This is a genomic window from Nesterenkonia massiliensis, from assembly GCF_000455245.1.
Classification (GTDB): domain Bacteria; phylum Actinomycetota; class Actinomycetes; order Actinomycetales; family Micrococcaceae; genus Nesterenkonia; species Nesterenkonia rhizosphaerae.
Map to the genome: position 1 here is coordinate 49,499 of NZ_HG005169.1, position 25,088 is coordinate 74,586.

At 62.6% G+C, this 25,088-nt stretch carries 26 protein-coding genes; 18 read left to right on the plus strand and 8 right to left on the minus strand.

Annotation, left to right across the window (positions count from 1 at the left end):
- Positions 1-394: 394 nt before the first annotated feature.
- Together TX78_RS08815 and TX78_RS08820 are read right to left on the minus strand one after the other, a co-directional pair.
- Positions 395-931, minus strand: coding sequence for a YceI family protein (locus tag TX78_RS08815; RefSeq protein ID WP_044495559.1), 537 nt, complete (start codon positions 929-931; stop codon positions 395-397).
- 210 nt (positions 932-1,141) lie between these two features.
- Positions 1,142-1,369 (minus strand): substrate-binding domain-containing protein, encoded by a 228-nt coding sequence (locus TX78_RS08820; RefSeq protein ID WP_081652693.1) that lies wholly within the window; start codon positions 1,367-1,369, stop codon positions 1,142-1,144.
- Between the two features lie 410 nt (positions 1,370-1,779).
- Between TX78_RS08820 and TX78_RS08825 the strand changes: the two genes are divergently transcribed.
- From TX78_RS08825 to TX78_RS08865, 9 genes are read left to right on the plus strand one after another with little or no spacing between them, the layout of a single operon-like run.
- On the plus strand, positions 1,780-2,541 hold the full coding sequence (locus TX78_RS08825; protein ID WP_044495563.1) for an FhaA domain-containing protein: 762 nt from the start codon (positions 1,780-1,782) through the stop codon (positions 2,539-2,541).
- Between the two features lie 12 nt (positions 2,542-2,553).
- On the plus strand, positions 2,554-3,054 hold the full coding sequence (locus TX78_RS08830) for an FHA domain-containing protein FhaB/FipA (protein WP_044495564.1): 501 nt from the start codon (positions 2,554-2,556) through the stop codon (positions 3,052-3,054).
- 4 nt (positions 3,055-3,058) lie between these two features.
- Positions 3,059-4,663 carry a PP2C family protein-serine/threonine phosphatase gene (locus TX78_RS08835; protein WP_044495566.1) on the plus strand — a complete coding sequence of 535 codons (1,605 nt, stop codon included), beginning with the start codon at positions 3,059-3,061 and terminating at the stop codon, positions 4,661-4,663.
- Entirely contained in the window at positions 4,660-6,117 is a 1,458-nt protein-coding gene (locus TX78_RS08840; RefSeq protein ID WP_044495567.1) for an FtsW/RodA/SpoVE family cell cycle protein, read from the plus strand. The genes TX78_RS08835 and TX78_RS08840 overlap by 4 nt, the downstream gene beginning before the upstream one ends.
- A complete protein-coding gene (locus TX78_RS08845) occupies positions 6,114-7,568 on the plus strand; it encodes a penicillin-binding transpeptidase domain-containing protein (RefSeq protein ID WP_044495568.1) in 1,455 nt (484 codons plus the stop codon). Before TX78_RS08840 ends, TX78_RS08845 begins: the two co-directional genes overlap by 4 nt.
- Positions 7,565-9,388: a protein kinase domain-containing protein gene (locus TX78_RS08850; protein ID WP_044495569.1), complete on the plus strand. Its 1,824-nt coding sequence runs from the start codon at positions 7,565-7,567 to the stop codon at positions 9,386-9,388. The genes TX78_RS08845 and TX78_RS08850 overlap by 4 nt, the downstream gene beginning before the upstream one ends.
- Positions 9,385-11,592, plus strand: coding sequence for a protein kinase domain-containing protein (locus TX78_RS14530; protein ID WP_044495571.1), 2,208 nt, complete (start codon positions 9,385-9,387; stop codon positions 11,590-11,592). Before TX78_RS08850 ends, TX78_RS14530 begins: the two co-directional genes overlap by 4 nt.
- 6 nt (positions 11,593-11,598) lie before the next feature.
- Positions 11,599-13,032 (plus strand): Mur ligase family protein, encoded by a 1,434-nt coding sequence (locus TX78_RS08860; protein WP_044495572.1) that lies wholly within the window; start codon positions 11,599-11,601, stop codon positions 13,030-13,032.
- Positions 13,032-13,790, plus strand: a complete 759-nt coding sequence (locus TX78_RS08865) for a type 1 glutamine amidotransferase (RefSeq protein WP_044495574.1) — start codon at positions 13,032-13,034, stop codon at positions 13,788-13,790. The genes TX78_RS08860 and TX78_RS08865 overlap by 1 nt, the downstream gene beginning before the upstream one ends.
- A 203-nt stretch (positions 13,791-13,993) precedes the next feature.
- Here the strand turns inward: TX78_RS08865 and TX78_RS12715 are convergent, their stop codons facing one another.
- Together TX78_RS12715 and TX78_RS08875 are read right to left on the minus strand one after the other, a co-directional pair.
- Positions 13,994-15,067, minus strand: a complete 1,074-nt coding sequence (locus TX78_RS12715; protein ID WP_049897707.1) for a hypothetical protein — start codon at positions 15,065-15,067, stop codon at positions 13,994-13,996.
- 248 nt (positions 15,068-15,315) lie between these two features.
- A complete protein-coding gene (locus TX78_RS08875) occupies positions 15,316-15,612 on the minus strand; it encodes a cell division protein CrgA (protein WP_049897708.1) in 297 nt (98 codons plus the stop codon).
- A 106-nt stretch (positions 15,613-15,718) separates the two neighbouring features.
- On the opposite strand from TX78_RS08875, the gene TX78_RS08880 reads away from it, so the two are divergent.
- The 3 genes from TX78_RS08880 to TX78_RS08890 are packed head-to-tail and all read left to right on the plus strand — an operon-like array spanning position 15,719 to position 17,393.
- Complete coding sequence (locus TX78_RS08880; protein ID WP_081652695.1) at positions 15,719-16,600, plus strand: class E sortase; 882 nt, start codon at positions 15,719-15,721, stop codon at positions 16,598-16,600.
- Entirely contained in the window at positions 16,600-16,764 is a 165-nt protein-coding gene (locus tag TX78_RS13970; protein ID WP_044495577.1) for a hypothetical protein, read from the plus strand. Before TX78_RS08880 ends, TX78_RS13970 begins: the two co-directional genes overlap by 1 nt.
- On the plus strand, positions 16,764-17,393 hold the full coding sequence (locus tag TX78_RS08890; protein ID WP_044495586.1) for an anthranilate synthase component II: 630 nt from the start codon (positions 16,764-16,766) through the stop codon (positions 17,391-17,393). Before TX78_RS13970 ends, TX78_RS08890 begins: the two co-directional genes overlap by 1 nt.
- Positions 17,394-17,556: 163 nt before the next feature.
- On the opposite strand, the gene TX78_RS08895 is transcribed toward TX78_RS08890, so the two are convergent.
- A complete protein-coding gene (locus tag TX78_RS08895; RefSeq protein ID WP_044495588.1) occupies positions 17,557-18,333 on the minus strand; it encodes a hypothetical protein in 777 nt (258 codons plus the stop codon).
- 155 nt (positions 18,334-18,488) lie between these two features.
- On the opposite strand from TX78_RS08895, the gene TX78_RS08900 reads away from it, so the two are divergent.
- Both TX78_RS08900 and TX78_RS08905 read left to right on the plus strand, forming a co-directional pair.
- On the plus strand, positions 18,489-19,022 hold the full coding sequence (locus TX78_RS08900) for a peptidylprolyl isomerase (RefSeq protein ID WP_044495591.1): 534 nt from the start codon (positions 18,489-18,491) through the stop codon (positions 19,020-19,022).
- A gap of 24 nt (positions 19,023-19,046) precedes the next feature.
- Complete coding sequence (locus TX78_RS08905) at positions 19,047-19,895, plus strand: rhomboid family intramembrane serine protease (protein WP_044495592.1); 849 nt, start codon at positions 19,047-19,049, stop codon at positions 19,893-19,895.
- Between the two features lie 116 nt (positions 19,896-20,011).
- Here TX78_RS08905 and TX78_RS08910 read toward each other — a convergent pair whose 3' ends face one another.
- Positions 20,012-21,508 (minus strand): acetyl-CoA hydrolase/transferase family protein, encoded by a 1,497-nt coding sequence (locus tag TX78_RS08910; protein WP_044495593.1) that lies wholly within the window; start codon positions 21,506-21,508, stop codon positions 20,012-20,014.
- A 282-nt stretch (positions 21,509-21,790) separates the two neighbouring features.
- Here TX78_RS08910 and TX78_RS12720 point away from each other — a divergent pair, with 282 nt between their 5' ends.
- Genes TX78_RS12720 through TX78_RS08925 form a run of 3 tightly spaced genes read left to right on the plus strand, consistent with a single transcriptional unit; the run spans position 21,791 to position 23,702 of the window.
- The gene (locus tag TX78_RS12720; RefSeq protein ID WP_049897714.1) at positions 21,791-22,708 is read left to right on the plus strand and encodes a hypothetical protein; all 918 of its coding nucleotides are present in this window, start codon (positions 21,791-21,793) and stop codon (positions 22,706-22,708) included.
- A complete protein-coding gene (locus TX78_RS08920) occupies positions 22,705-23,130 on the plus strand; it encodes a phage holin family protein (RefSeq protein WP_044495602.1) in 426 nt (141 codons plus the stop codon). Before TX78_RS12720 ends, TX78_RS08920 begins: the two co-directional genes overlap by 4 nt.
- On the plus strand, positions 23,127-23,702 hold the full coding sequence (locus tag TX78_RS08925; RefSeq protein ID WP_044495603.1) for a DUF3618 domain-containing protein: 576 nt from the start codon (positions 23,127-23,129) through the stop codon (positions 23,700-23,702). The genes TX78_RS08920 and TX78_RS08925 overlap by 4 nt, the downstream gene beginning before the upstream one ends.
- Positions 23,703-23,864: 162 nt before the next feature.
- On the opposite strand, the gene TX78_RS08930 is transcribed toward TX78_RS08925, so the two are convergent.
- Together TX78_RS08930 and TX78_RS08935 are read right to left on the minus strand one after the other, a co-directional pair.
- Positions 23,865-24,269: a cytochrome b5 domain-containing protein gene (locus TX78_RS08930; RefSeq protein ID WP_049897716.1), complete on the minus strand. Its 405-nt coding sequence runs from the start codon at positions 24,267-24,269 to the stop codon at positions 23,865-23,867.
- The gene (locus TX78_RS08935) at positions 24,266-24,736 is read right to left on the minus strand and encodes a hypothetical protein (protein ID WP_049897718.1); all 471 of its coding nucleotides are present in this window, start codon (positions 24,734-24,736) and stop codon (positions 24,266-24,268) included. The genes TX78_RS08930 and TX78_RS08935 overlap by 4 nt, the downstream gene beginning before the upstream one ends.
- On the opposite strand from TX78_RS08935, the gene TX78_RS14495 reads away from it, so the two are divergent.
- Positions 24,660-25,088: histidine kinase (locus TX78_RS14495; RefSeq protein WP_267878923.1), on the plus strand; the 429-nt coding region annotated here is incomplete at its 3' end. The two genes, TX78_RS08935 and TX78_RS14495, sit on opposite strands and share 77 nt — an antisense overlap.

Consider the following 25,088-nt stretch of genomic DNA (forward strand, 5'->3'; position numbering starts at 1 on the left):
AACGTCACCCTCGGCGCGTTCCTGATTCCCACCTATTCCGGCACCGCTCAGGCAGATTCACCGCTAGTCGGCGTCTTCGCGGTCGAGTGGTCAATATGTCCGCGAAAAGGCCCTGGGAACCCGCCCGGGTTTCGCCGGACGAAGTCGCCACTGAACTTCGTAGGTGGCGCGGCGGCAGCCTCAGATGGTCAATTTGCTGCACTCCACCGGCCCTGAGGCGCAGCAAATTGACCACTTCAGGCAGGGGACCGTCCTCACACACAAAGAAGGACCTCCGCGCCGCGGAGAGGTATCCGGCGCGGAGGTCCTTCTTTTACTTGGGTGCGGCAGGAGCCGCGGGGGGACAGCTTAGCGGTGACGTTCGCGGATCACTGCCAGCTGTGGTTTATGGGGCTCAGCCCTGGTGAACGAAGGCCAGCTCCAGGTCGATGCTGACCTTATCGCCTACCAGCACGCCGCCGGCTTCCAGGGCAGCGTTCCAGGTCAGACCGAACTCTTTGCGGGAGATCGCGGTGGAGGCGGAGAAGCCTGCGCGGGTGGCGCCGAAGGGGTCAACGGCCTGGCCGCCGAACTCCACCTCAAAGGTCACTTCCTTGGTCACGCCGCGGATGCTCAGGTCACCGGTCAGCTCGAACTCTTCGCCAGCGGGCTTGAAGCCGGTGGCCACGAAGGTCAGCTCCGGGTGGTTCTCGGCGTCCAGGAAATCAGCGCCACGCACGTGGGCGTCGCGGTCAGCATTCTTAGAGTTGAAGGACTCAGCCTTCACTGCGGCATGAACGTCGCTGGTGCCGTCCTCGGCAACCTGCAGGGTGGCGGAGGCCTCGTCGAATACAGCGCGGACCTTGGAGATACCGGCGTGACGCACTGTCATACCGATCTCCGAGTGAGCGTTATCGAGGGTCCAGGTTCCCGGAGTCAGAGTTGCTGCCATGATGTTGATCTCCTTCAAGTCGATCTAAGTAGGTGCTTCAAGCTTCCGCACGGTGTGACGGGCGGTCACCGTACAGAACCAAGCTTACCCCACTTTATTTCAAAATTGAAGCAACTTCACAAAAGGTCACGTACGACGCCGCGGCTCAACTATTCCGGGCACCGCTATCTGCCCTCATTCACCTGATGTGATCAACACTCCGAACGGGCACTACGCTGAGCCGCGCCTGATCAGCTCGGTGGGCAGCACCACCGGGTCAACCGGATCCCCCCGCAGCAGCGCGGTGAGCATCTCCACGGCAGTCTCGGCCAGACCGGTGGCGGTGGAGAGAATAGTGGTCAGCGGCGGACGGGTCAGCTTTGCCATCTGAGAATCATCAAACCCGACTACCGCCATATCCTCCGGAATCCGTACCCCATGAGCTTGCAGCTCCTGCAGCGCCGACCGCCCCGCGCAAGCCCAGCCGCTCTGCCCAGGACATGCCGGCCTCTACCGGCCACTGCCTCTCCACGAGATGCCCAGAAGCCCCTGGCCCGGCTAGGCCATCTGCCCGAAGCCGGCACACCGGCGAAAGCCCGCTTTACCATCCACTTTTCGCTTTACCACCCCGTATCCGGGCAGGAATTGTGAAAACTGGATGGTAAAACGACCGCGGCGACTAAGCGCCTAGATGCAGGGAACCAGGCGGCGTCGAATACGCCTCACCGGCCCGGAAGTGCCCTGCGCCACCAAAATTGCCCAGTCATCACCGGGCTGGCACAGTAGACTCACCTGCAAGACTGCCAGTAGTGCGACCAGCCTCCAGCACCGGAGGGGATCGCTTAGAAGACGTTGATAAGGAGGTACCTGTGGGACTTCTCGACTCTCTGGAGCGCGGGATCGAAAAAGCTGTCCGCGGTGCCTTCTCAGGACGCGGAGGGAGCGTCGGCCCCGTGGAGATCGCCACAGCAGTACGCCGCCACATGGACCGTGAGTCCAGCACTGTGCCGTCCGGCCAGTCCCTGGTACCCAACCTGTACAAGATTCGTCTCTCCGAAGAGGACTTCACCGACGCCAAGAAATACGGTGTGGCCCTGGCCGAGGAGCTGTGCGAGGAGATCATCCGCTACGCGGACTCCCAGGGCTACACACTGCCCGGCCCGGTGAAAGCAACATTCGTGAAGAACACCGAGCTCAAGCGCGGACAGATGAGCATCGAGACCCAGAGCCACCAGGATGTGGATGCCTCAGCACCGTCGCGTCCAGCAGCCTCATCTGCAGCCGGACCAGCAGCCACTGCGGCGCTGCCGGGACGCATGCGCAGTTCTGCACCACCACCACGCGCACCGCGCAGCGCACATCTGGAGCATGAGGGCGCGCGGCACCGCCTGCAGCAGGACATCACCGTGATCGGGCGCTCCTCCAGTGCGGATATCACCATTACAGACACCGGCATCTCCCGGCGGCACCTGGAGATCATCCGTGAGGGCAGCCGTTGGTACGCCAGAGATCTGGGCTCCACCAATGGCTCCTACGTGGACGGCCAGGAACTGCGCGATGCGGAGATCGAGATCTTCGACGGCGCCCTGATCACCCTGGGTAATGCCCGCCTGCGCTTCCGACTCGGCTAAGAGGGCCCACCTATGAGCGAACTCGCCATCACTGTTCTGCAGTTCGGGCTGCTGCTCCTGCTGTGGATCCTCATTCTCTCCATCATCGCCGCCCAGGGCCGCGACATGATGGTCTCCAAGCGTTCCCGCACTCGGGATCGCCGCAATGACAAACCTGCCCCTGCCCCGCATGACTCCGGCACCCCGGCCACCGTGCATCAAACCGGTCAGGCTCCCCGGCCGCGGCCGCGCCGCCTGGTGGTCTCCGAAGGGCCGCTGGTGGGCACCGAGGTGGAGCTGGGCTCCGCCCCGATCATGCTGGGCCGCGCTCAAGAATGCACTGTGGTCCTCGAAGACGACTATGCCTCCGGCAAACACGCCCGACTCTTCCCGCAGGGCTCACGCTGGTTCCTGGAGGATCTGGGCTCCACCAATGGCACCTGGCTCGGAGATGAGCAGCTGACCCGCGCCTCCACGGTGGAACCCGGAGACCGCATCCGCATCGGCAAGACCGTCCTAGAGCTGAGGACTTGAGCCTATGGCACTGGTCTTTCGCTTCGCCGCACGCTCCGATGCCGGCAAAGTACGTTCTAAGAACGATGACTCCGGCTATGCAGGGCGCTTCTTCGCCGTCGTCGCCGACGGTATGGGTGGACACGCAGGAGGCGACGTCGCCAGCGCCTCCACGGTGCTTGACCTCGCGCATTTGGACACCCGCGGTTTCGCTGAGCCGGACACTGTGCTGCCTGATGAGATCCAGACCGCAAACGCCTTCCTGAACAAGCTGGTCAAAACCAATCCCAAGCTCTCCGGGATGGGCACCACCATCACCGCGGCCCTGATCACTGAGGATCGGCTGCAGTTTGCTCATATCGGCGACTCCCGCGCCTACCGGCTGAAGAAGGGCCGATTCCGACAGGTCTCCAAGGACCACACTTTTGTCCAGCGGCTGGTGGACGAAGGACGGTTGGATCCGGAAGCCGCGGAGTATCACCCGCATAAGAACGTGCTGATGCGGGTGCTCGGCGACGTCGATGCCTCCCCTGAGCTTGATATCACCAGCTTCCCGCTGGAAGCCGGTGAGCGCTGGCTGCTGTGCTCTGACGGTCTCAACGCAGTGGTCTCCGACCGGTTGATTGAGCAGAAGATGCGCAACCAGAACCTCGAGCTGGAACAGATCGTTGATCAGCTGGTGAACCTCACCCTGGAGGGCGGTGCACCGGATAACGTCACAGTGATCGCTCTTGAAGTGGTCGAAGCCGATGAGGAGGATCTCTCCCATTCCGACACACTCCCGCTGAGCGAGGAGGCCGTGGCCGCGGCTTCCGCCGACTACCGGCCATCAGCCTCGGAAGAGACTATGGAGCTGGAGCTGATCCCCGTGGTCAACACCGAGGCGCTCTCCGGTCAGGACCGCGAGGAGGACGAGCTCTCCCCGCTCTCTGCCGCCATGGTGCATCGCAAACTCGGTGTCCGCCCGCATATCCTGGTGGGCGCTGCCGTCCAGGCAGCAGAAACCGGCACCATCCCCGTGGTTCCGCGCAACGTGGATGAACACCCCATGGCCGTGCTGCTGACGGGTCAGCCGCTGCGCCCGGTCCGGCATACCTATTCCGAGATGCTCGGTGAACCCACCGAGACTCCTGCAGAACCTGAGTCGATCTCCGACCCGGCTCCCGAGCCCGCCCCGCCCTCCCCTGATGAGCCGGAAGAGGATGAGGACTACGAGCTGGAGCTGGATGACGACGATCTTGACGCCCTGCAAACCGCGCGGCGTCGTCGTTCCTGGTTCCTGCCCACTTTCGTCGCACTGCTGGCCGTGCTGGTGGGCCTGGTGACCTTCCTCGGCTATATCTGGACCCAAACCCAGTACTACGTGGGCGCCGACGACGGCGAGGTGGCCATCTACACCGGCGTCTCCCAGTCGCTGGGCCCGGTCAGCCTCTCGGAGGTCGATGAGCACGCTGAGATCGATCTCGACGACTTGGCGCCCTACCACCGGGACCGGGTCACCCGCGGCATCCCCGCCGATGATCGCGCCCATGCTGAGCGGATCATTGAAGACCTGCGCGGGACTATCCGCACTCCCAGCCCGACTCCGGAACCGGATGAGCCCGAGCAGAATGAGGAGGAGGACCAGTGAACGCAGCCGATCATCCCAAACCGCGGCGCAATGTGGAGCTGGTCCTGCTGCTGCTTGCTCTGCTGATCTCCATCGGCGCCCAGGTGCTGGTGGGACTTGCTCTCGACGATGAGCTCACCACCCCCTACTGGGTGGAGGGTTCCATCCTGGCCGCCCTGGCCCTGGGGTTCCATGTGGTGCTGCGCATCCGGGCCAAATACGCTGATCCCTTCATTCTTCCCATCGTGGTGACGCTCAACGGTCTGGGCATCGCGATGATCCACCGCCTGGACTTCACCGCCGCCTTCGACGGAGTGGCAGACCGGCAGCTGATGTGGACAGGGGTGTCCATGGTGGCCGCCGTGGTGCTGCTGTGGTGGCTGAAGGATCACCGCAAGCTGCGCCAGCTGACCTATATCTCATTGGCAGCCAGCATCGTGCTGCTGCTGCTGCCTATTGTTCCGGGGCTGGGTCAGGACATGTATGGCGCCCAGGTGTGGGTCTCTATCGGCGCGATGAGCTTCCAGCCCGGTGAGATCGCCAAAATCACCCTGGCCATCTTCTTCGCGGGCTTCCTGGCGAATAACCGCGACCTGATTCTGCTGGCCGGACGCAAGATCGGCCCCATGACGTTCCCCCGCGCCCGTGACCTGGCACCGTTGTTCATCGCCTGGCTGGTGGCCCTGGGCGTGCTGATCATCCAGAACGACCTCGGCAACGCGCTGATGTTCTTCGGACTGTTCGTGGCGGTCATCTACGTGGCCACCTCACGGATCTCCTGGATCGCCATCGGTGGTGCGTTCATCGCCCTGGGCGCGGTGCTGGCATATCAGATGGTCCCGCACGCCCGGCAGCGTTTTGAAATCTGGTTCAATGCCTTCGACGACGAGATCTACAACCGCGAATTCGGCGGATCCCACCAGCTGGTCCAGGGCATCTTCGGCCTGGCCCACGGTGGACTGACCGGCACCGGGCTGGGCAACGGCAACCCCAGCATGGTGGCGCTGGCGAACTCGGACATGATCATCGCGGCTTTCGGCGAGGAGCTCGGCTTCATCGGCTTAGGAGCCATGCTGCTGCTATTCCTGATGCTCTTCAGCCGCTATATGCGCGCCGCCATCGGCACTCGCGATCACTTCGGCAAACTGCTGGCCACCGGTCTCGCGGTGGTGCTGGTGCTGCAGGTCTTCGTCGTCGTCGGCGGTATTACCCGCGTCATTCCGATGACCGGCTTGGCCACACCGTTCCTGGCCGCCGGTGGCTCAGCGCTGCTGGCCAATTGGCTGATTGTGGCGCTGGTGCTGCTGATCTCGCATAACGCGCGCCGCCCGATTGTGGTGGGTCCGATGGTCAACACCTCTGGTGAGGGAGCCACCGGTATTGAGGATCCGCTGCGCGGGAGCGACACCGGTCAGCATGCGCCAGCTGAATCCCGTGCCGAGACCCGCGAGCATTTCCTGGGAGGTGAGCGATGAACCACGCCATTCGACATATCTGGATCGTCTCGGTGACGCTTTTTGTGGCGCTTTTCGCTGCCCTCAGCCTGATCCAGGTGGTGCTCACCGATGAGCTGAACGCCAACCAGAAGAACTCACGCCAGATCATCGCCACTGCTGGCTCGCCGCGCGGCCCCATCACCGTGGACGGGGAGGCTATCGCCCTCTCAGTCCCGGCTGAGAACAGCCCCTATGACTATCAGCGGGTGTATCGCGACGCCGAGCTCTACAGCGGCATCACCGGCTTCTACTCCACTGAAGGCGGTTCCAGCGGGCTGGAGAGCGCGCTGAATGACTACCTCTCCGGGCAGTCTGACTCGCAGTTCTTTGACCGGATCAGTGCACTGTTCACCGGCGATTCCATGCAGGGCGCACAGGTGGAGCTGACACTGAACGGTCAGTGGCAGCGGATGGCCTTTGACATGATCCCTGATGGTCTACGCGGCACCATCATCGTCACTGACCTGACCACCGGTGACATCAAAGTCATGGCCTCCAGGCCCAGCTATGACACCAACGAGTTGGCCGTTCACTCGCGCGATGCTTATCTCCAGAACCTCGAGAGGATCGAGGCGACACCGGGCCTGACACCGCACAGTCTGGGACCGATCCGCAACCGGATCGCACCGGGCTCCACCTTCAAGCTGGTGGACACTCTGGCGATGCTGGAATCCGGTGACTATGACCCGGACACCGAGCTGGAGAACCCGCCCTCCATTCAATTGCCGCAGTCTGTGAATGAACTGGAGAACCTGGAGACCGGAAACTGCTACCAGCGCCAGGAGGCAGAGTTCCGTTGGATCTTCGCGCAGTCCTGCAACACCCCCTTCGCTGAGGCTGGCATGGACCTGGGGCAGCAGGCTCTGCTGGAGGCCGCCGAGTCCTTCTGGTTCAACCAGGAACTGACCATTCCGCTCTACGTCACCCCCTCGCATTTCCCCGAGGAAGAAATTTCCGACGCCGCGCTCGCGCTGTCTGCCATTGGACAGCAGGACGTTGGCGCTACCGCGCTGCAGATCAATATGCTGGCCGCTGCCATCGGCAATGAGGGTACCTTGATGCGCCCGCAGCTGGTGGACACTATTCGCGGCACGGACCTGCAAGTCCTTTCTCAGCCCTCCCCCGAGGTGTTGAATGAGGTTATGTCACCGGATGTCGCCGCTGAGATCACCGAAATGATGGTGGAGACTGTGGAGTCCGGCACCGGATGGCGCGCCCAGTCTTCGCGCTTCGATGTGGCTGCCAAAACCGGCACTGCAGAAATCGGCGACGGGGAGGGCCTGGTGAACTCCTGGATCACCGGCTTCGCCCCGGCGGATAACCCGCAGTACGCCGTCACAGTGGTCTATGAGCGCCTGGAACCCGGGGTGGGCAATGAGCTGACCGGCCCGCAGATGCTGGCTATGCTGGAAGCGGTGATCGGAGAATGAGACCCGCAGTGGGCATCACCATGGGTGGGCGCTATAAGCTCACCGAACGCATCGCCATCGGCGGCATGGGTGAGGTCTGGAAGGCCGACGACGAGGTCCTCGGCCGCACCGTCGCGATCAAGATCCTCAAAGAGGAGTACACCGGGGATGAGGCATTCCTGCGCCGCTTCCGTGCGGAGGCCCGCCATACTGCGCTGCTGAACCACCCCGGTATCGCTGATATCTACGACTACGGCGAACAGGCCGGCTCGGGGTACCTGGTCATGGAGCTGGTGCCTGGGCGTCCGCTGAGCGTGATCCTGGAGAAGGAGAAGACTCTCCCCTGGGAGAAGACCCTGTCCATCCTCGCCCAGACTGGCCGGGCTCTGCAGGTGGCTCATGATCAGGGTTTGGTGCACCGAGATGTGAAGCCAGGCAACCTGCTGATCACGCCTACCCGCAGGGTGAAGATCACTGACTTCGGCATCGCGCGCCTTGCTGATCAGGTCCCGCTGACCGCTACCGGTCAGGTCATGGGCACCGTGCAGTACCTCTCACCCGAGCAGGCCACCGGCCAGCACGCCACCGGTGCCTCTGATATCTACGCGCTGGGGGTGATCGGCTACGAGGCGCTGGCCGGCACCAGACCTTTCACCGGGGAATCCCAGATCGCCATTGCGCTGAAACAGGTCAATGACCCTCCGCCGCCGCTTCCGGAGAGCATTCCAGAGCCGGTGCGCGCTTTGGTCATGTCCATGCTGGCCAAGGACGCTGACAAGCGTCCGGCCAATGCCACGAAGATGGCCGACGCCGCCGAGGCACTGCTGCGCCACGACGTGGACTCGGCCATCGAGGCGGTCCCAGCGATGCTGGATCATATGCCGTCCCGTTCGGGCGGCAATGATGAGACCGCAACCCAGGTCATTGCCACCGGTGCTGCTGGTTCCGGAGTTGGTTCACCGGGGGAAGGCCGCGCCGGAGGCGCCCCTTCGGCCAGAACCCCCGAACAGCCTGAGCCTGTTGCCGCTGCTCTGCCAGCCACCGGGGCCCTGCCTAACCCCGGAACCGCCCACAGTTCGGCACGTTCCGCGTCGGAGGATGGTGAGGAGGGCGGCCGCTGGCGCTGGCCGGTCATCACCTTGATCCTGCTTGTCCTGATTGCACTGCTTGCGGCTATTGCCCTGCCCATGTGGGCTGGGGAGCAGGACGAGCCTGAACCGTCCTCAGCCCCTGCCCCCATCCCTACCGTCACTCAAACGCTGACGGAGGGCCCGGAGATGATCAACCTCGAGGCAGAGGATTACGTGGGGTTGAGCGTAGAAGAAGCCACCGAGCTCTTAGAGCAGGCAGGTCTTGAGGTCCGCACGCAGGTCAGGTCCAATGCCACAGAGCCAGCCGGGACAGTGGTGGATATCGCCCCGTTGGGAGCGGTACCCGAGGGCACCATGGTGACCCTCTATTACTCCACTGCCCAGGACGACTACGTTCCGCCGACACCGACCCCGACGCAGACCTGGGTTCCTGCCCCGCAGCCTACCCAGACGCAGCAGGCTCCTCCTGAGACACCGGAGCCCACCACGCCAACGCCGAGTCAGACGCCCAGCACGCCTGCGTCGAGCTCCTCGTCCCCGCCCTCTTCACCTGATAACGACGGTGAGGACGAAGATACCGGTAACGACGGTGAGGACCAGGAGCCCAGAGAGCCCCCCAACAATAACGAAGCAGCTGCTCCAGAGCCAGGTTCCGGCAGCGAACCATCGCCCCCTACGCCATCCCCCGGTGATACCAACTCATCGGCACAGTGGGCCTTCGCCCCATTCCCCACAGGATCTTCCTCATGACCGACTCCACTGACCGCGTGCTCAACGGACGCTACCGGATCATCTCGCTCATCGGGCGAGGCGGGATGGCCGATGTCTACAGCGCCCAGGATCTCTCCCTGCACCGCACAGTGGCGGTGAAGATGCTGCGCCCGGATCTGGCCCGGGACCCGATGTTCCAAACCCGTTTCCGTCGCGAAGCGCAGTCCTCGGCGTCGCTGAACCACCCCAATATTGTGGGCGTCTATGACACCGGTCAGGCGGAGATCCCGGAGAACGGCCACGAGGTCCGCACCCCGTTCATCGTGATGGAACACGTCGACGGCGTGACCCTGCGGCATATTCTGCACGGCACTCCCTCCGCCGAGCCCACCGGCGAGAATCCCCCCGCGCCTGAAGGTCAGGACGCCGACGGCGCCACCGCACCCATCAACCGCGACCAGACCGCTGGAACCCGCTCCATCACCGGCTCTGATGTGCTCGGAGTGACCGAGGATGATGCTCCTGAAGCCCCGCATATTTCTGCGCCGCTGCGGGAGAAGATCGACCACGCCCTGGGCCGGCCGCTCACCGAGCAGGAGGCTGCCGGATACATGTCCGGAATCCTCTCAGCGCTGAGCTACAGCCATGCCAAGGGGATAGTCCACCGTGACATCAAGCCCTCTAATGTGATGGTCTCCAATACCGGCGACGTGAAGGTGATGGACTTCGGCATTGCCCGGGCAGTAGCAGACTCCGCGCAGACCATGACCCAGACCTCAGCGGTAGTGGGCACAGCTCAGTACCTCTCCCCCGAACAGGCCCGGGGTGAAGTGGTGGATCACCGCAGCGATCTCTACTCAGCGGGCTGCGTGCTCTTCGAGCTGCTCACCAACCGTCCGCCCTTCACCGGGGAGTCCCCGGTCTCGGTGGCCTACCAGCATGTGCGCGAAGAACCGCCCATGGTCAGCGACTTTAATAACCGCGTGGCCCCGGCCATGGAGTCAGTAGTCGCCAAGGCCCTGATCAAGGACCCTGCACTGCGGTTCCAGTCCGCGGAGGAGTTCAACCAGGCCCTGCAGAATGCGCTCTACGGAATCCCCGTAGATGACACCCCCACAGCTGCCATGCCCGCTGTCGGAGCGCGCAGCAGCTTTGATGATCTCGTCACTCCCGCCGCAGCAGCAGGACCGCAGCTTTCAGCCCGGACACCGGAAGACCCTGATATTGACGACTACTACGACGACTACCGCCAACCGCGGCGGCGTCGTCGTGGCGGCTTGGTGTTCTTCTGGATCATCCTGGGCGTCCTCCTACTGGGGGCCGGGGCATGGGGCCTGAGCAGAATGCTGGACGGTTCGGCCACCGTGGAGATCCCGGATATCGAGGGCATGACTCGCTCTGAAGCCGTCGCCGAGCTGACGGATATGAACCTCAGACCCGAGATTGAGCTTCAGTCCCATCCCGAGATCGCCGAAGAACACGCCATCGGCACCGACCCCGAGGCCGGATCTGCTGTGGAGCCGCAGAGCACCGTGATCCTCTATATCTCCTCGGGACAGGAGACTGTGCGGATCCCGGATGGGCTCCAGGGTGAAACAGAGGAGTCTGTGCGGGCGACTCTTGAAGACATCGGACTGGAGATTGGCGACATCAGCGAAGAGGATCATGACTCGCTGCCCGAGGGCACGTTGATCAGCACTAGTCCTGAGGCCGGTACTGAGGTGGAGCTCGGTTCCACAGTCGACCTGGTGCTCTCCACCGGCATGCGCCAGCTGCCCACAGGGCTGGTGGGAGCGTGGCGCAGCGACGTGGAGAGGATCCTGAACGAGGAAGGCATCAGCTACCAGCTGGAGTGGCAGGAGCTCAGCGATCCCGAAGGGTACTTTGCCGGAGAAGTCTTCGGACTCACCGTTGACGGCCAGGGGATTCAGGACGGGGAGAGCATCCCCAATGACGCCACGCTCATCATCCACGCCGTCAGCCAGGAATCCTTCCCGGAAGAAGAAGAGGAAGAAGACGAAGACGAAGAAGACGAAGACGAAGAGGACGAAGATCCTGACGCCACCGAAGAACCCACCGATGAGCCCACCTCCGATGAGGAGGAAGAGTCCAACGGCAATGGCGGGGACAACGGTAACGGCGGTGGCGGTAACGGTAACGGCGGCGGCAACGGCGGCGGCAACGGCGGTAACGGGAACCGCGGCAATGGTAACGGCAACGGCAACAACCAGGACGAGGGATAGCAAGCAGTGATTCGCCCACCCGCACCGCTTTCAGTGGCGATCGGTAGAGCTGCCCGCGGCCTGACCAGGCTTCGCGGAGGTTCCGGCTCTGCCTTCCCCGGACTTCTGGTAGAGAAGCTGGACCCCCAGTTCCTGGCCCGCGCTCTGGCCAAGCTGCCCCGCGGCGTCGTCGTGGTCTCAGGCACTAACGGCAAGACCACCACCACCAAAATGGTGGTTGAGCTGCTGCGCGGGCAGGGACTGAAGGTCTTCACCAACTCCTCTGGCTCCAACTTCACCCGAGGAGTGGTGGCCTCAGTACTGGGGGAAGCAAGCTTCACCGGCCGACTGGATGCTGATATCGCAGTCCTGGAGCTGGATGAGGCCCACGCGGTGCACTTTGTGCGCGCAGTCAACCCCGACTACTCGCTGCTGCTGAACGTGATGCGGGACCAGCTGGATCGTTTCGGGGAAATCGACGCTACCGCAGGGCTGCTGCGCACTATCGCCGAGCACACCACAAAGGGCGTGGTGCTCAACCGTGAAGATGCCCGGGTGCGTGCGATCGCTGACTCCCTGCACAGCCAGCAGATTCGCTACTTCGGCCTTGCCCCGGAGTTGCGCAAACTCTTCCCCTCCGACGACGAGATGCACAGTGCTAGTTCCGCGGGCGGGGAAACCCCGCCACGCTCTCGGCCGGACGCAGCGGCGCCGGCCATCACACCTGAAGACAGTGCTAGTGGCGGGCCTGACGGCACGGGCGGGGAAACCCCCGATAATGAGCCTGTCGAGCCTGCAGGCACCGGGTTGATCTCCACTCCAGCAGAAGAGCTGCCCGAGGCCGATGTGCTGCTGACCGGCCTGCAAAATCGCGGGGGAAGCTTCCGGCTGGGCAGCAAGGACATCACCACCGAGCTGACCGTCAACGGCGCCTACAACACCTATAACGCGGCAGCCGCATTGGCGCTGGTCCGCCAGGTCCTGGGTGCTGATATCAACGACGACGCCCTGATCAGCTCGCTGGCACAGGTGGCCCCGGCATTCGGCCGCGGAGAGTCGCTCACCGTGGGTGGGCAGCCACTAGACCTGGTGCTGGTGAAGAACCCCGCCGGTTTCCGACTGGGGCTGAGCAGCTTCTCGGCAGAGGGTGTGGCCACCATGATCGCCATCAATGACAACTATGCCGACGGCCGGGATATGAGTTGGCTGTGGGATGTCTCCTTCGACTCCCTGGCTGCCGGAGGGGTCAAGATGGTCTCTGGGGTGCGTGCCTATGACATGGGCCTGCGCCTAGCCTACGACGACGTCGATGTGACCGCCCTTGAGCCGAATCTGAAATCGGCCCTGGAGGCTTTCCTAGCCGCCCACCCTGAAGAGCCCAAGCGCATCTTCTGCACCTACACAGCAATGCTCGCGCTGCGCAAGCACTTAAGCGCCTATACCGAGGTAGAGGGATTCTGATGAGCACCACCAGCAGCCCCAAGCCCGTCCATGTGCTTCAGCTGTACCCGAGGGATATGAATATCTACGGGGACTTCGGCAATGCCCTGGTGCTCAAGCAACGGCTGACCTGGTACGGGTACCAGCCGGTGATGCACTCCTATGATCCCGGGGACGAGTTCCCCGAAGAGGTCGACGTCGTCGTCGGCGGCGGGGGCCAGGATTCCGGTCAGGACCGTATCCAGCAAGACTTACTGGGGATCAGCGAGAAGCTTCATGCCCTGGCGGAGAACGATGCGCCGATGCTGATGATCTGTGGTCTCTACCAGCTCTTTGGCCACTACTTCGAAACCCGCGAAGGACGCCGCATCCAGGGCATCGGACTGCTGGACATCACTACCTACGGAACCGACAACCGGCTCATCGGCAATGTGGTCTCTGAATCCGAGGAGTTCGGCCAGATCCTGGGTTATGAGAACCACTCCGGCCAGACCTACCTCGGCGAGGGCGTGAAACCGCTGGCCACCGTGCGCACCGGCGAAGGCAATAACGAGAAGGACCCTCACGAGGGCGCTCGATACCGCAACGTGATCGGCAGTTACCTGCACGGTTCGCTGCTGCCGAAGAATCCGGCCATCGCAGACTTCCTGATCGGCACAGCAGTAGCGAAGAAATACGGCGAGGCCCTGGCCGACAGTGCCGCACCAGGACTCACAGCACTGGGACTCTCCGAGCTCACCGCCCAGGCCCGCAGCGTCGCCGCTACTCGGCCGCGCTGACCCAGCGCCGAACTCCAGTACCGAATTCCCACCCGTTGTGGCGGAAATCGAGCCGTGGAGCCCAAAATCTGCAACAAAGGATGGGATGGCAGGACCTCCTCGGAGGTGAATCCCATCGATTGTTGCGGCGGTTATGGCGGTAAGCCCTGGCACACCGACCAGCACCCTGCATATCCGCACACCCCCGAGGTTCCCATCAACCGCTACAACGTGGCACGGGGAACACCGGCGCTGAGCAGCAGCTGCGCGAATCGGTCTGGATCGTTTAGTTCTGTCCAGCCCCACCGCACCATGCGATATCCCAGCGAACGCAGCTGATCCTCACGGAGTTTCTCCTGATACAGCAGCTCGTTCGCGTCAATGCCTGCAAGGTCCTGAGCCCGTGAGTACTTCACCCTTCCGTCGAACTCGCCGATAACCCCGGTACCCGGCCAGTGAAAATCCGGGCGGACAACTCGTCCCCCAGAAAGCCGAACAGACACCTGAAGATCAGGAATCGCGAAGCCAAGCTGGTGCATCAACGCGCGGGAACGCGATTCCCCCGGACTTTCGGACCGGCTGCTGCCGAACTCCTTGATCCACCGCCACTGCTGACGCTGCGCAGCAGAACGCAGAAAATCTGCGCCAGAATCCAGCTGCGACACCTTCATTCCGGAGGTCCAATCACTGTTCACGGCGCCCGCGTACCGGCCGGCCAGCACCGCATCCATCACGACAACAGACTCCTCAGAGCTCAGGCAGCGCATCGTATCGGCCACGGCCAAGCTGAGGCCTTCCAAACGGACTCGCACCGGTTCCCCCGCGGCATCGAGGACATCCTTCAGCTCGAGAGCCTCAACCGGCACCGCTAGGGATCCATCGGAGTATGCAGCATCAGCATCCTGACGCGACATCCCCCGTGGCACCGGAACCTGAACCCAGCGCACCGGCCAGAAACGGCTCCCATCCGCCAACTCTTCGGCATCGAGACGGCCTACCTGGCTCTTATGAACGGTTCGCCGGAAGATCTCCCGCGGTACTGAGAGCAGCGGCAGTTCGCGCAGAGTCAGGGCTGTTTGTCGGCAGAATATGGTGTCAGGTGTTTGTATTGCGATCGCCGCAGCACTGATCCGGTACCGTTCCCAAGCCCGAGCCTCCTGCCAGTCCACGGCGGAGATATAGACCCCCTGGCGGATTCTCAACAGTCGGCCCCGCCCGGCCGCGCGCCTGAGGGCGTAACGAGAAGAGCTGTTGCCGATGCCAGTCGCCGTCAGCAGAGTGAATCGCCGAGCGTCCATCACTCAATCCCGCCCGGAGGCCAAGAGGCTCGGCCATAGGGTGTTCGGACCTGTGGAAAACACTTGGCACCCGGGCTCGGCAGACTCTATGCCCCGCTAGTGCCCATCGCAGTCGCCACAACGCATGGGAAAGCAGGCCACCACGACGACGTCATCCCACCTGTTGTGGCGCTAATGGGCCAGAATCGCCCCTACTCCGCAACAACGGATGGGATCAGGGGCGGGATTGCACACGAGAAAGCTCCTGATTACTTCCAGCGCATGGTCATAAAGAATCCGACCATCGCCACACCGAAGCCGATCGCGATGTTCCAGCTGCCAGCTGCACTGACCGGCAGCACACCATTGGAGATGTACCAGAGAATGATCCACAACAACCCCAGCAGCATGAGGCCGAACATGGTCACCTTGTACCAGGTGGGAAGCGAGTCATCCTCGCCGTCGAGGTCCTTAAAATCGAAGGGCTCAGCGTCGCGCAGCGGGGAGGAGCTTGCCTCTGCAGCCGCGCGGTTGGAGCGGTTCTTCCGGTGTTTGGACTCTGGCACTGATGCTCCTCGGTATGGGTATGCTGAGAGTGACCCGTCCGCCGGGTCCTCGCATGGCCGCTATGGTCTGCGCGCCATTCTACGCAAAGTGCATGACTGACCCACCATGACTACTGCATCCCCACGCCATATCCGCCCCGCAGACCGCTCCCGCATGCGCCGGGCGGCCCGGGCTGAGCGCCGCCCCAGCATCGGTGGACGCATTCTGGGCGGCTTCGGTGAAGTGCTGATCACCCTAGGCGTACTAGGCCTGCTCTTCGTGGTGTGGGAACTGTGGTGGACCGGAATTGACGCCGACAGGGACCGGCGTGAAGCCACTGAAGAGTTCTACTCCCAGATCCAGGCCGCAGGTGAAGATCTCGGCGGCGACGGCGAAGTCAACGGCAACGGTGATGAGTCCACCTTCGAGGCTTGCTACACACTGGAGGACGGCACCGAGATCGGCTGCAGCCCCTCGATGCGAGATCTCGCCGATGGCGAGTCCACCATGGCCATACTCTATGCACCACGACTCGGTGATAACTGGGCGGCGCCAGTGCGCCAGGGCGTAGAAGCTACGCAGCTAGACCGCGGCGGCGTCGGCCACTATCCCACTACCCAGTGGCCCGATGAGCCCGGGAACTTCGCTGTGGCCGGCCATCGCAATACTTACGCCAGCATGCTGGGCAACCAGGACCGCTTACAGCCCGGTGATGAGTTGTACCTACAGACCGCTGAAGGTATCTACATTTACGAGGTATTCGAGTCCTATGTGGTGCAGCCCCACCAGCGCGAGGTGCTGCTTCCGGTACCCGGCGATGAGTCACAGCCGGAACCGGACACCGGGATCCTGACCCTGACCACCTGCCACCCGCTGTACTCCAACGCCGAGCGACTAATCACCCACGCCCGGATCACGGACTTCGAGCCGACTGGTGGGGAGATCCCCGCCGCAATCGCCCATCACATTCCCGGTGCCGATGCGCCGCAGGCTTCAGGAGAGCGCTGATGTACGCCTGGTTCTTCAATCATGTGCTGCCTGGTCCGCTGTGGGTCAGGATTATTCTGGCCCTGCTTCTGGTTGCCGGTATCGTGTTTCTGCTGATGGAGTTCGCCTTCCCGTGGTTGAGCCAGTACAGCCCCTTCAACGACTCCACCCTGGAAGGAGCTTGATGACCCGCATCCTCGTCATCGACAACTACGACAGCTTCGTCTACACCCTGGTGGGATACCTGCGCGAACTCAGTGCTGAAACCACTGTGATCCGCAATGATGACCTCACTCTGGAAGAAGCCAAGAATCTGGCCGCGGAGCACGACGGCGTGCTGATCTCTCCCGGCCCCGGCACCCCTTCTGAAGCCGGGGTGTCCGTGGAGCTGATCCGCTGGTGCGCTCAGGCGCAGGAACCCATGCTAGGCGTCTGCCTGGGCCACCAGGGCTTGGGTGAGGCCTTCGGTGCCACTGTCACTCACGCTCCGCAGCTGATGCACGGCAAGACCTCACCGGTGACCCATACAGGTCATCCCTCTCTCGCAGGACTCCCTGAAACTTTCAATGCCACCCGCTATCACTCCCTAGCGGTGGTACCTGAGTCCGTGCCGGAGGTTTTGGAGGTCACAGCCACTACTGCCGATGGCGTGATCATGGGACTGGCCCATAAGGATGCGCCCCTGTGGGGGATGCAGTACCACCCAGAATCAGTGCTGACAGAGGGCGGCTACCGCATGCTGGGCAACTGGCTGGAGTCCTTGGGGCTTCAGGGTGCCGCGCAGCAGGCTGCGCAGCTCAATCCCATCCGCTGAGCAGCGCCCCTGGCGGTCTGGATCGCACATCCGGAACCCCACCCGCAGACCGCCCGCTCCGCTGAACGATGAGGTCGCCCGGAACGGTGCACAAAGAAGAAGGACCCGGAGATCATCCGGGTCCTTCTTCTTCAGGTTCTGTTCAACCTAGGTCAGCATGACATCAGTCAGTGGCTGGCTTCGGTGCCGGGACTTCGGCCTCGGTGGGCTTGGTGGAGGCATTAGTCTCGGCCTGGTTTGCAGGCTTGGCCGAGTCAGCAGGAATCTTGGAGGAGGAAACCGGCTGCGGCTTCTTCCACGGATCCTCCACCGGCTGGGATGCGCGCCAGGCGGCCACGCCGGCAGTCACACCAGCTGCGACCAGGCCAAAGATCAGCAGGCCCTTCTTGCGGCTGGAGGCCTTCTGCTGCTTCTTGAGCTCCTTAGCCGCCTGCTTGGCGTACTTCTCGGAGCTCTTCTTCAGCTTCTTGACGATCTTCTTATCGCCAGTGGCCTTGATCAGTGCCTTCTCCACCCGTGGGTCAACCTCGGCCTTGTGGATCAGCTTCGCGGTCTTATCCGCGTAGCCGCCCAGCTTGGCTGATGCTGCGGGCACATACTTCTTGGTGAGATCAGCACGGGCGTTGTCGTACTTCGACAGCACCATCTCCACTTCCTTCTTGGCCTTAGGAGGGAGCTTGTCATACTGCGATGCCAGGCCTTCACCGGCCAGGGACGAGTATTGCTTGATCTTGGCACCTGCCACAGCTGCACCGTCGTTTACCGCGTGCAGCGCACGTGCCGAGGCGTCCTGAACCTTCGGGGCGCTCTTGCGGTAGGTATTCTCCGCGAAGTCTGCAGCCACGCCCAGCTTTGGGGCGGCCCATTCCTTCGCAGTATCGACTCCGGCGAGCACAGTGTGCTCCCAACTGTGGCTCGGTTTCTTCTTCTTACCGAACATACGTGGTCCTCCGAATCAGGATCGGTTGCAGGCCTAAGCCTACGTGGTCTTGAGTTGCCGGTGCTATGGCAACGCCAAGTACTACGCATACACCGAGTAAATTCACAGGTGACATCCAGAAAACTGCTCAGTACAGAAGTGGGAGAATGGCCGTTATGACTGCTATCGCAACGCATAAGGCAACTATCAAGACCACTCTGGGCGACATCGTGGTGGAGCTCTTCGGAAACCACGCTCCCAAGACTGTGGAGAACTTCGTGGGCCTGGCCACCGGCCAGAAGTCCTGGACCCACCCGGAGTCCGGTGAAGACAAGACCGGCACCCCGCTCTACGACGGCACCGTCTTCCACCGCATCATCTCTGACTTCATGATCCAGGGCGGTGATCCGCTGGGTATGGGTATCGGCGGCCCCGGCTACCAGTTCGAGGATGAGATCCACCCGGAGCTGGATTTCACCGCTCCTTACAAGCTGGCCATGGCCAATGCTGGCCCAGGCACCAACGGCTCCCAGTTCTTCATCACCTCGGTGCCCACCACCTGGCTGCAGGGCAAGCACACCATCTTCGGTGAGGTCCGCGAGGAAGCCTCCCAGCAGGTGGTGGACCAGCTGAACAACGTCAAGACCGATATGCGTGACCGTCCCAAGGAGGACGTGGTCATCGAGACCATCTCCATCGAGGCTCTCTAACCTCAGCTTCACCCAGCAGACTCTATGAATCTCTGCTACCGGCACCCGGATAGGCCGGCCTATGTGCAGTGTCAGCGCTGCTCGCGGCCGGTCTGTCCAGAGTGCCAGGTTCAAGCCCCGGTGGGCGTCCACTGCCCGGAATGCGTAGAAGAAGCACGACGACGGCGCCCGGCGCAGCGCACTCAGTTCGGCACCCCGGTCGGCAGCGGCCGTCCTACGGTGACCTATACGGTCATCGCGCTGTGCGTAGTGATGTACCTGCTGCAATTGGCAAGCCCGCGCCTTGGTCTGGGTCTGGATGTCACCGGTGCCCTGGCCTATGCACCGGCCTACACCTCGGACTGGTTCCCCTCCTTTGAGCCCTGGCGAATGCTCACCGCCGCGGTCCTGCACTCGCCCTCTTCAGCAATGCACATCCTGTTCAACATGATGGCGCTGCTATTCGTGGGCCGGGTGATTGAACCCGCCGTCGGAGCTGCCCGCTATGTGGCCCTGCTGCTGCTCTCAGCATTCGGCGGCTCAGTGGCCGTCCTCTTCCTCACCGACCCGCTGACCCCTACTGTGGGCGCCTCGGGTGCGGTCTTTGGTCTCTTCGGCGCTTTGTTCATCCTTTCTCGCGCCTCAGGTGCAGAAACCGGAGGGATTGTGGCGCTGGTGGCGGTGAATATGGTGGTCAGTTTCCTGGTGCCGAATATCTCATGGCAGGGACACCTGGGCGGTCTGGTCGCCGGAGCGCTGTGCGCGCTGGTGATCGCCCGTGCCCCGCGGGGGAAGAGCCGCAGGCTGTGGCAGTGGGCGGGCATCACCGGTATTGCCCTGGTGCTGATCGCACTGACAGCCGTGGGCTCCACCATGGTTGCTTTCCCTGTGTAACAGTTTCCCCAGACTCCACAGTACCCTGTGGAAAACGCTCTGACCTGGGGAGTTACACACTTGTAGTTTCTCCACACTGTGGATAACAACTGTGGATAATCCCACCCAGAGCAGAATTACATATGCCCGTGGGACTGGTAGTTCTCATGCCAGCTGAGCGCCTCTGCAAGCAGGTGCGGGGTGTGCTGGCCATTGGGGTTTGCTGCTGCGGCGCGGTCGATATAGTCCTGCAGCCGGTCCCGATAGTCCGGATGTGCGCAGTTGGTGATGATCTTCTCAGCGCGCGCGGTGGGAGAGAGTCCCCGCAGATCCGCCAATCCCTGTTCTGTCACCAGCACCTGAACATCGTGTTCGGTGTGGTCTACGTGACTGGCGAACGGCACGATCGAGGAGATATTTCCGCCCTTGGCGGTGGAGGGTGAGACGAAGAAGTTCAGGAACGCGTTTCGGGCGAAGTCTCCGGAACCCCCGATGCCGTTGATGATCGAGCTGCCCATGACATGGGTGGAGTTCACGTTCCCGTAGATATCAGCCTCGACCATGCCGTTGATGGCGATAATTCCCAGCCGGCGGATCACTTCGGGATGGTTGGAGATCTCCTGGGTGCGCATCAGGATTCGCCCCTTGTACTCCTCGGCCTTGGCGTTGAACGACGCTGCGCGCTCAGCCGAGAGGGAGAAGGCCGTGGCCGAGACGGCTGTGAGTTTTCCGGTATCGATCAGGTCCAGCATGCCGTCCTGGATGACCTCGGTGTAGGCGGTGAGGTTCTCGAACTCTGAGTGAGCGAATTCTGCCATCACGGCATTGGCGACATTGCCCACCCCGGACTGCAGCGGCAGCAAATCTTCCGGCAGCCGCCCCTGGGTGATCTCAAAGCGCAGGAAGTCCACCACATGCTCGGCCATGGCCTTGGAGTTCTCGTCCGGATCCTTGAACGGCAGGTTACGGTCCGGGGCATGAGTTTCGACGACGGCGACCACCTTCTCAGGATCCACCCGCAGATAGGGATCCCCAATGCGCTGCAGTGGATCCAGCAGTTGGATGGGACGACGCTCCGGAGGCAGTTTGGTGCCGTAGTAGACGTCGTGAAAACCCTCATAGGCCCGCGGATGCCAGTCATTGACTTCGATGATGACTTTATCCGCCAGGTCCAGCCAGGTCTTGTTATTGCCTACTGAGCTGGAGGGGACCAGCAGCCCGTTGGGAAGCACGGCAGAGACTTCCACGACGGCGACGTCGAGATTGCCGTAGAAGCCGAACCAGGCCTGCTGGGCTGAGTGCGAGAGATGGGTGTCCACGTATTCGGTGTGGCCGGTATTGATGCTCTTGCGCAGTGCTGGATCTGACTGAAACGGCAGCCTTTTGCGGATAACGCCCGCCTCGGCGAGGACACCGTCGAGCTCTGGTGCAGTAGAGGCCCCGGTGAGCAGTTCGATACCGAAATCGCCGCCCTCATTCTTTGCCCGCTCGGCCAGGGCTGCGGGAACGGCTTTGGGGTAGCCCGATCCGGTGAACCCGCTCATACCCACCCGGTCGCCGTCGTTAATGGTGGCCGCTGCACGCTCGGCAGTGGTGAGCTTGGAATTCATGACGGGGCATGTAATGCGAGACATCGTGGGGCATCTCTCCGGTCGGGGCCAGATTGCTGTGACCTGCGCCTGTGACGCAGCCCTCTACACCTTATGTGATGGGTCACCGCTGATGTCTGGATAGCCACCTCTCGTGACGCGGAAGCGACCGCTCAGCGGTACCAACGACGAGGTAGGGCGTTTATGAGGGAAGTTGTGAGGCAACGCACGCCTAAGACTCAGGCAAGTTCAAGGCGACGTTCCTAGCGTCAGACTCAGCGACATCGTGTTCGTCGCGATGCCGACGACCCCGACGAAAGGTAAGTCATGGCAGATCCATACAACACCCCACAGAACCGACCCGCCCCTGAACCAGGTGCAGATGTGCCTACTGGCGTGCCGCAGACTCCCCCCGCGACTGAACCAGCTCCCCCGGCTGGCTATGTGCCGCCTTCGCCCGCGGCTACGCCCGGTCTCGCCGCGCCTCAGGTCTACGGAGACTCCGACGCCGAATCCTCGGACGAGGGAAGTCAGGTCAAGGAGGCTGCCCAGGATGTGGCCGATGAGGCCAAGGACGCAGGGCACGCCATCAAAGACACTGCTTTCGAAGAGGCTTCCAGCGTGAAGGACGACACCGTACGCGAAGCGAAGCGCCTCGGCGAAGAAGCAGGGTCCCTTCTACAGTCACAGGCATCTGACCAGCTAGAACGTGCCGCCGGTGTGGTGCGCACCTTCAGTGATGACGTCGGACGCATGGCCAAGGGAGAACAGCCTGAGCCGGGGGTGGCTTCTGACCTCGTGGAACAGCTGAGCTCCAGGGCCGACGCCGCTGCTACATGGCTTGAACAGCACGAGCCGGCAGACGTACTCCATGAAGTGCAGAGTTTCGCACGCCGGCGGCCCTTCGCTTTCCTGGCAATTTCTGCCGGTGTCGGTTTCGCCGCAGGTCGCCTCACGCGAGGGATCATGCGAAACCACTCGGAGGATTCAGCATCAGGCCATCCCGGTGAGTCTGCTTCGGTTCCGCATCATCACGCAGAGCCGGCAGCGACACCGGCGACAGCAGCGACACCAGTCACGCCAGCGGCACCAACACCGCCCACTGAACGAGCGTCAGCACCAGTATCCGGAAACCCAGCCACCGGACCCGGTGGAGGGGCGCCCGCCTACGGCACCCGTCCCGAGGACCAGACACCCGGCTACAGCCCAGTGACCGATCCCTATACACAAGGTGGTGGCCGATGAGTCAGGTTCCTCCCCCCACTGAACCAGGGCCGCGACCGGAGCAGGAATCGCTGGGCACGCTGATGTCCCGCATCACCACCGATCTCTCCACACTGATCCGTCAGGAGATGGCCCTGGCGAAAGCAGAAATGACCGACACCGCCAAGAAAGCCGGAAAGAGCGCCGGAATGTTCGGCGGTGCGGGTGTCGCAGGCCATTTCGTTCTGCTGTTCCTCTCCCTCGCTCTATGGGCCGCAATCGGAGATACCGAGGTCGGCTACGGATGGTCAGGGGTGATTGTGGCCGTGCTCTGGGCAATCATCGCCGCGGTGCTGGCACTGCTGGGCAAGAAGACCATCGACGAAGCAGAAGGCGCCCCGCAAACGGCGGAGACGCTTAAGGAAGTTCCCGATGCCCTCACTCCGTCAAAGGAAGCACGATGACACAGAATCCCGATGAAATCCGCGAAGAGATAGAACGAACTCGCAGTGAACTGTCTCAGGACGTCGACGCCCTGTCTGAGAAAGTCTCGCCATCGAAGGTGGCTCACCGCCAAACCGAGAAGGTGCGCGACACCGTGACAGGATGGAAGGACAAGGTTATGGGTACCGCAAACGATGCAACCTCACGCGTCAGTGAGGGAGCCGAGCATCTAGCCGACTCCACTCACCAGGTCCCGCAGCAGACCAAGGAGAAGACGCGAGGAAATCCACTGGCAGCAGGGCTCATAGCACTGGGCGCCGGTTGGTTGGTGGCCTCGCTGCTTCCGGCATCCGAGGCGGAGCGGAAGGCAGCTGCCAAGCTCGAAGACCAGGCACAGCCGCTGGTCGATGATGCCAAGAGCCAGGCCCAGTCCATGGCCGAGGAGATGAAGCAACCCGCACAGGAATCAGTGCAGCGTGTTAAAGAGTCCGCTACTGACAGCGCGGAAACGCTGAAATCCGAAGGCCAGTCGCAGACGGAGCACGTGAGTGACGCTGCCCGCTCTTCCGCTGAAGAGGTCCGCGGCGGCTAGAGCCCCACAAGACGAACTCTCAGGGTTCAGTCAGTCCGCACATGAGTGGGGACGGGAGACATCATTGATGCCCCTCCCGTCCCCCACTCATGTCATTGAACCTGTTGACGGAGTCACTAGAACCTTTTGGTCTGAGGGTCTGGGGCTATCACAGAGGCCTCGTCAGTCCTCCAGGACTCCGATGGCGAACTCGGCCAGCTGCTGTTCGGGACGCTGCTGTCCCCCGTGCTGAGCATGGAAGGCCCCGGTGGCATCAGTTCCGCAGAGCTGCTCAATGCGGCTGGGGCCGCCCGGGTGGGCTGAGATCCACTCAGTGAGGTCGTAGATCGTCCCCTCGATGGCAGCCCAGCAGGAGTCGGCGTCGTCGTTCTCCTGGACCTGCTCCATGGTGATGGTGTCCTCACCCTGTGGCGCTTGCTGGGACTGCTGTTCCGCGGGGCCTTCAGGCTCGCCCCCTGAGTTGTCCTCTGAATCTCCGCAGCCGGCCAGTGTCAGCAGGGCTATCAGTGCCACAGGAAGCAGAGTTCGACGCCGCGGCCGCGTATTGGTGGTGACGAAGGTGCTCATAGGCTGCTGTCCTCAGGCTCGGTTGCTCCGGTGGTGCTCGCTGGCACGTGAAGACCGGGGAGGGTAAAGATCCATGCGGTGAGACACGTGCACAGCACCACAGTAACCAGCGCTCCGGTGATATGCGTAGTCAGTGTGAGGTAGCTGCCCAGGGCCGCCTGCAGGAATGTCAGTGCGAAAAGTGCCGCTGACCCTGCAGCGGCCCAAAGACCAGTCTTGGTTACTGCCGAATGCAGTATGAGGGCCAGTGCGAACGCGCCGGTGCTGATGTGGAGGGTAACGGCTGAGGTACTGTGAAGATCCAGACCCTGAAAGTTCTGGATCATCTGGCCAGCTGAGAAGAAGAGAACCCCCAGCACCGCCAGACTCACGGCTGCAGCTACTCGGGCGATGATCAGCAGCAGAGAGCGCTTCAGCGTTCCTGCGCTGCCTGTCCCCGGACGGGCACCTGTTATTGCACCTCCCACAGTAGTGACGACTCACAGGATAGCCCCAAGGCCTACAAGTGCCGCCTGCTTCTCCACCGATCGGTGGATAGGCGGGTCGTCCTCTCGGCTAAGGAACTTCGCTGCCGAGATTCTTGACACTCTTGCTCAGTCGTTGGCGGGAATTCTCGCGCAGTTGCAAGCTGCCTCGCAGACTCCGGATGACGCGGAAGCGACGCGCAAGCATCTTGTCCAAGCCGAGGATTCGGCTCGACGCACACTGGTCGAGGCACGCCGTACAGTTCAGGCGGTGCAGCCCGCCGAGCTCGAGGGTGCCCGGCTCCCGGAGGCGATTGCCGCGCTGAGGGATCGGTGGTCCTGGAATGACCCCCTG

Excerpts from the sequence above, each read along its gene's own strand:
- TX78_RS08815 (WP_044495559.1), bottom strand. The coding sequence starts at position 931 with ATGGCAGCAACTCTGACTCCGGGAACCTGGACCCTCGATAACGCTCAC.
- TX78_RS08830 (WP_044495564.1), top strand. The coding sequence starts at position 2,554 with ATGAGCGAACTCGCCATCACTGTTCTGCAGTTCGGGCTGCTGCTCCTG.
- TX78_RS08835 (WP_044495566.1), top strand. The coding sequence starts at position 3,059 with ATGGCACTGGTCTTTCGCTTCGCCGCACGCTCCGATGCCGGCAAAGTA.
- TX78_RS08845 (WP_044495568.1), top strand. The coding sequence starts at position 6,114 with ATGAACCACGCCATTCGACATATCTGGATCGTCTCGGTGACGCTTTTT.
- TX78_RS08850 (WP_044495569.1), top strand. The coding sequence starts at position 7,565 with ATGAGACCCGCAGTGGGCATCACCATGGGTGGGCGCTATAAGCTCACC.
- TX78_RS14530 (WP_044495571.1), top strand. The coding sequence starts at position 9,385 with ATGACCGACTCCACTGACCGCGTGCTCAACGGACGCTACCGGATCATC.
- TX78_RS08865 (WP_044495574.1), top strand. The coding sequence starts at position 13,032 with ATGAGCACCACCAGCAGCCCCAAGCCCGTCCATGTGCTTCAGCTGTAC.
- TX78_RS12715 (WP_049897707.1), bottom strand. The coding sequence starts at position 15,067 with ATGGACGCTCGGCGATTCACTCTGCTGACGGCGACTGGCATCGGCAAC.
- TX78_RS08880 (WP_081652695.1), top strand. The coding sequence starts at position 15,719 with ATGACTACTGCATCCCCACGCCATATCCGCCCCGCAGACCGCTCCCGC.
- TX78_RS13970 (WP_044495577.1), top strand. The coding sequence starts at position 16,600 with ATGTACGCCTGGTTCTTCAATCATGTGCTGCCTGGTCCGCTGTGGGTC.
- TX78_RS08890 (WP_044495586.1), top strand. The coding sequence starts at position 16,764 with ATGACCCGCATCCTCGTCATCGACAACTACGACAGCTTCGTCTACACC.
- TX78_RS08895 (WP_044495588.1), bottom strand. The coding sequence starts at position 18,333 with ATGTTCGGTAAGAAGAAGAAACCGAGCCACAGTTGGGAGCACACTGTG.
- TX78_RS08900 (WP_044495591.1), top strand. The coding sequence starts at position 18,489 with ATGACTGCTATCGCAACGCATAAGGCAACTATCAAGACCACTCTGGGC.
- TX78_RS08905 (WP_044495592.1), top strand. The coding sequence starts at position 19,047 with ATGAATCTCTGCTACCGGCACCCGGATAGGCCGGCCTATGTGCAGTGT.
- TX78_RS08910 (WP_044495593.1), bottom strand. The coding sequence starts at position 21,508 with ATGTCTCGCATTACATGCCCCGTCATGAATTCCAAGCTCACCACTGCC.
- TX78_RS12720 (WP_049897714.1), top strand. The coding sequence starts at position 21,791 with ATGGCAGATCCATACAACACCCCACAGAACCGACCCGCCCCTGAACCA.
- TX78_RS08920 (WP_044495602.1), top strand. The coding sequence starts at position 22,705 with ATGAGTCAGGTTCCTCCCCCCACTGAACCAGGGCCGCGACCGGAGCAG.
- TX78_RS08925 (WP_044495603.1), top strand. The coding sequence starts at position 23,127 with ATGACACAGAATCCCGATGAAATCCGCGAAGAGATAGAACGAACTCGC.
- TX78_RS08930 (WP_049897716.1), bottom strand. The coding sequence starts at position 24,269 with ATGAGCACCTTCGTCACCACCAATACGCGGCCGCGGCGTCGAACTCTG.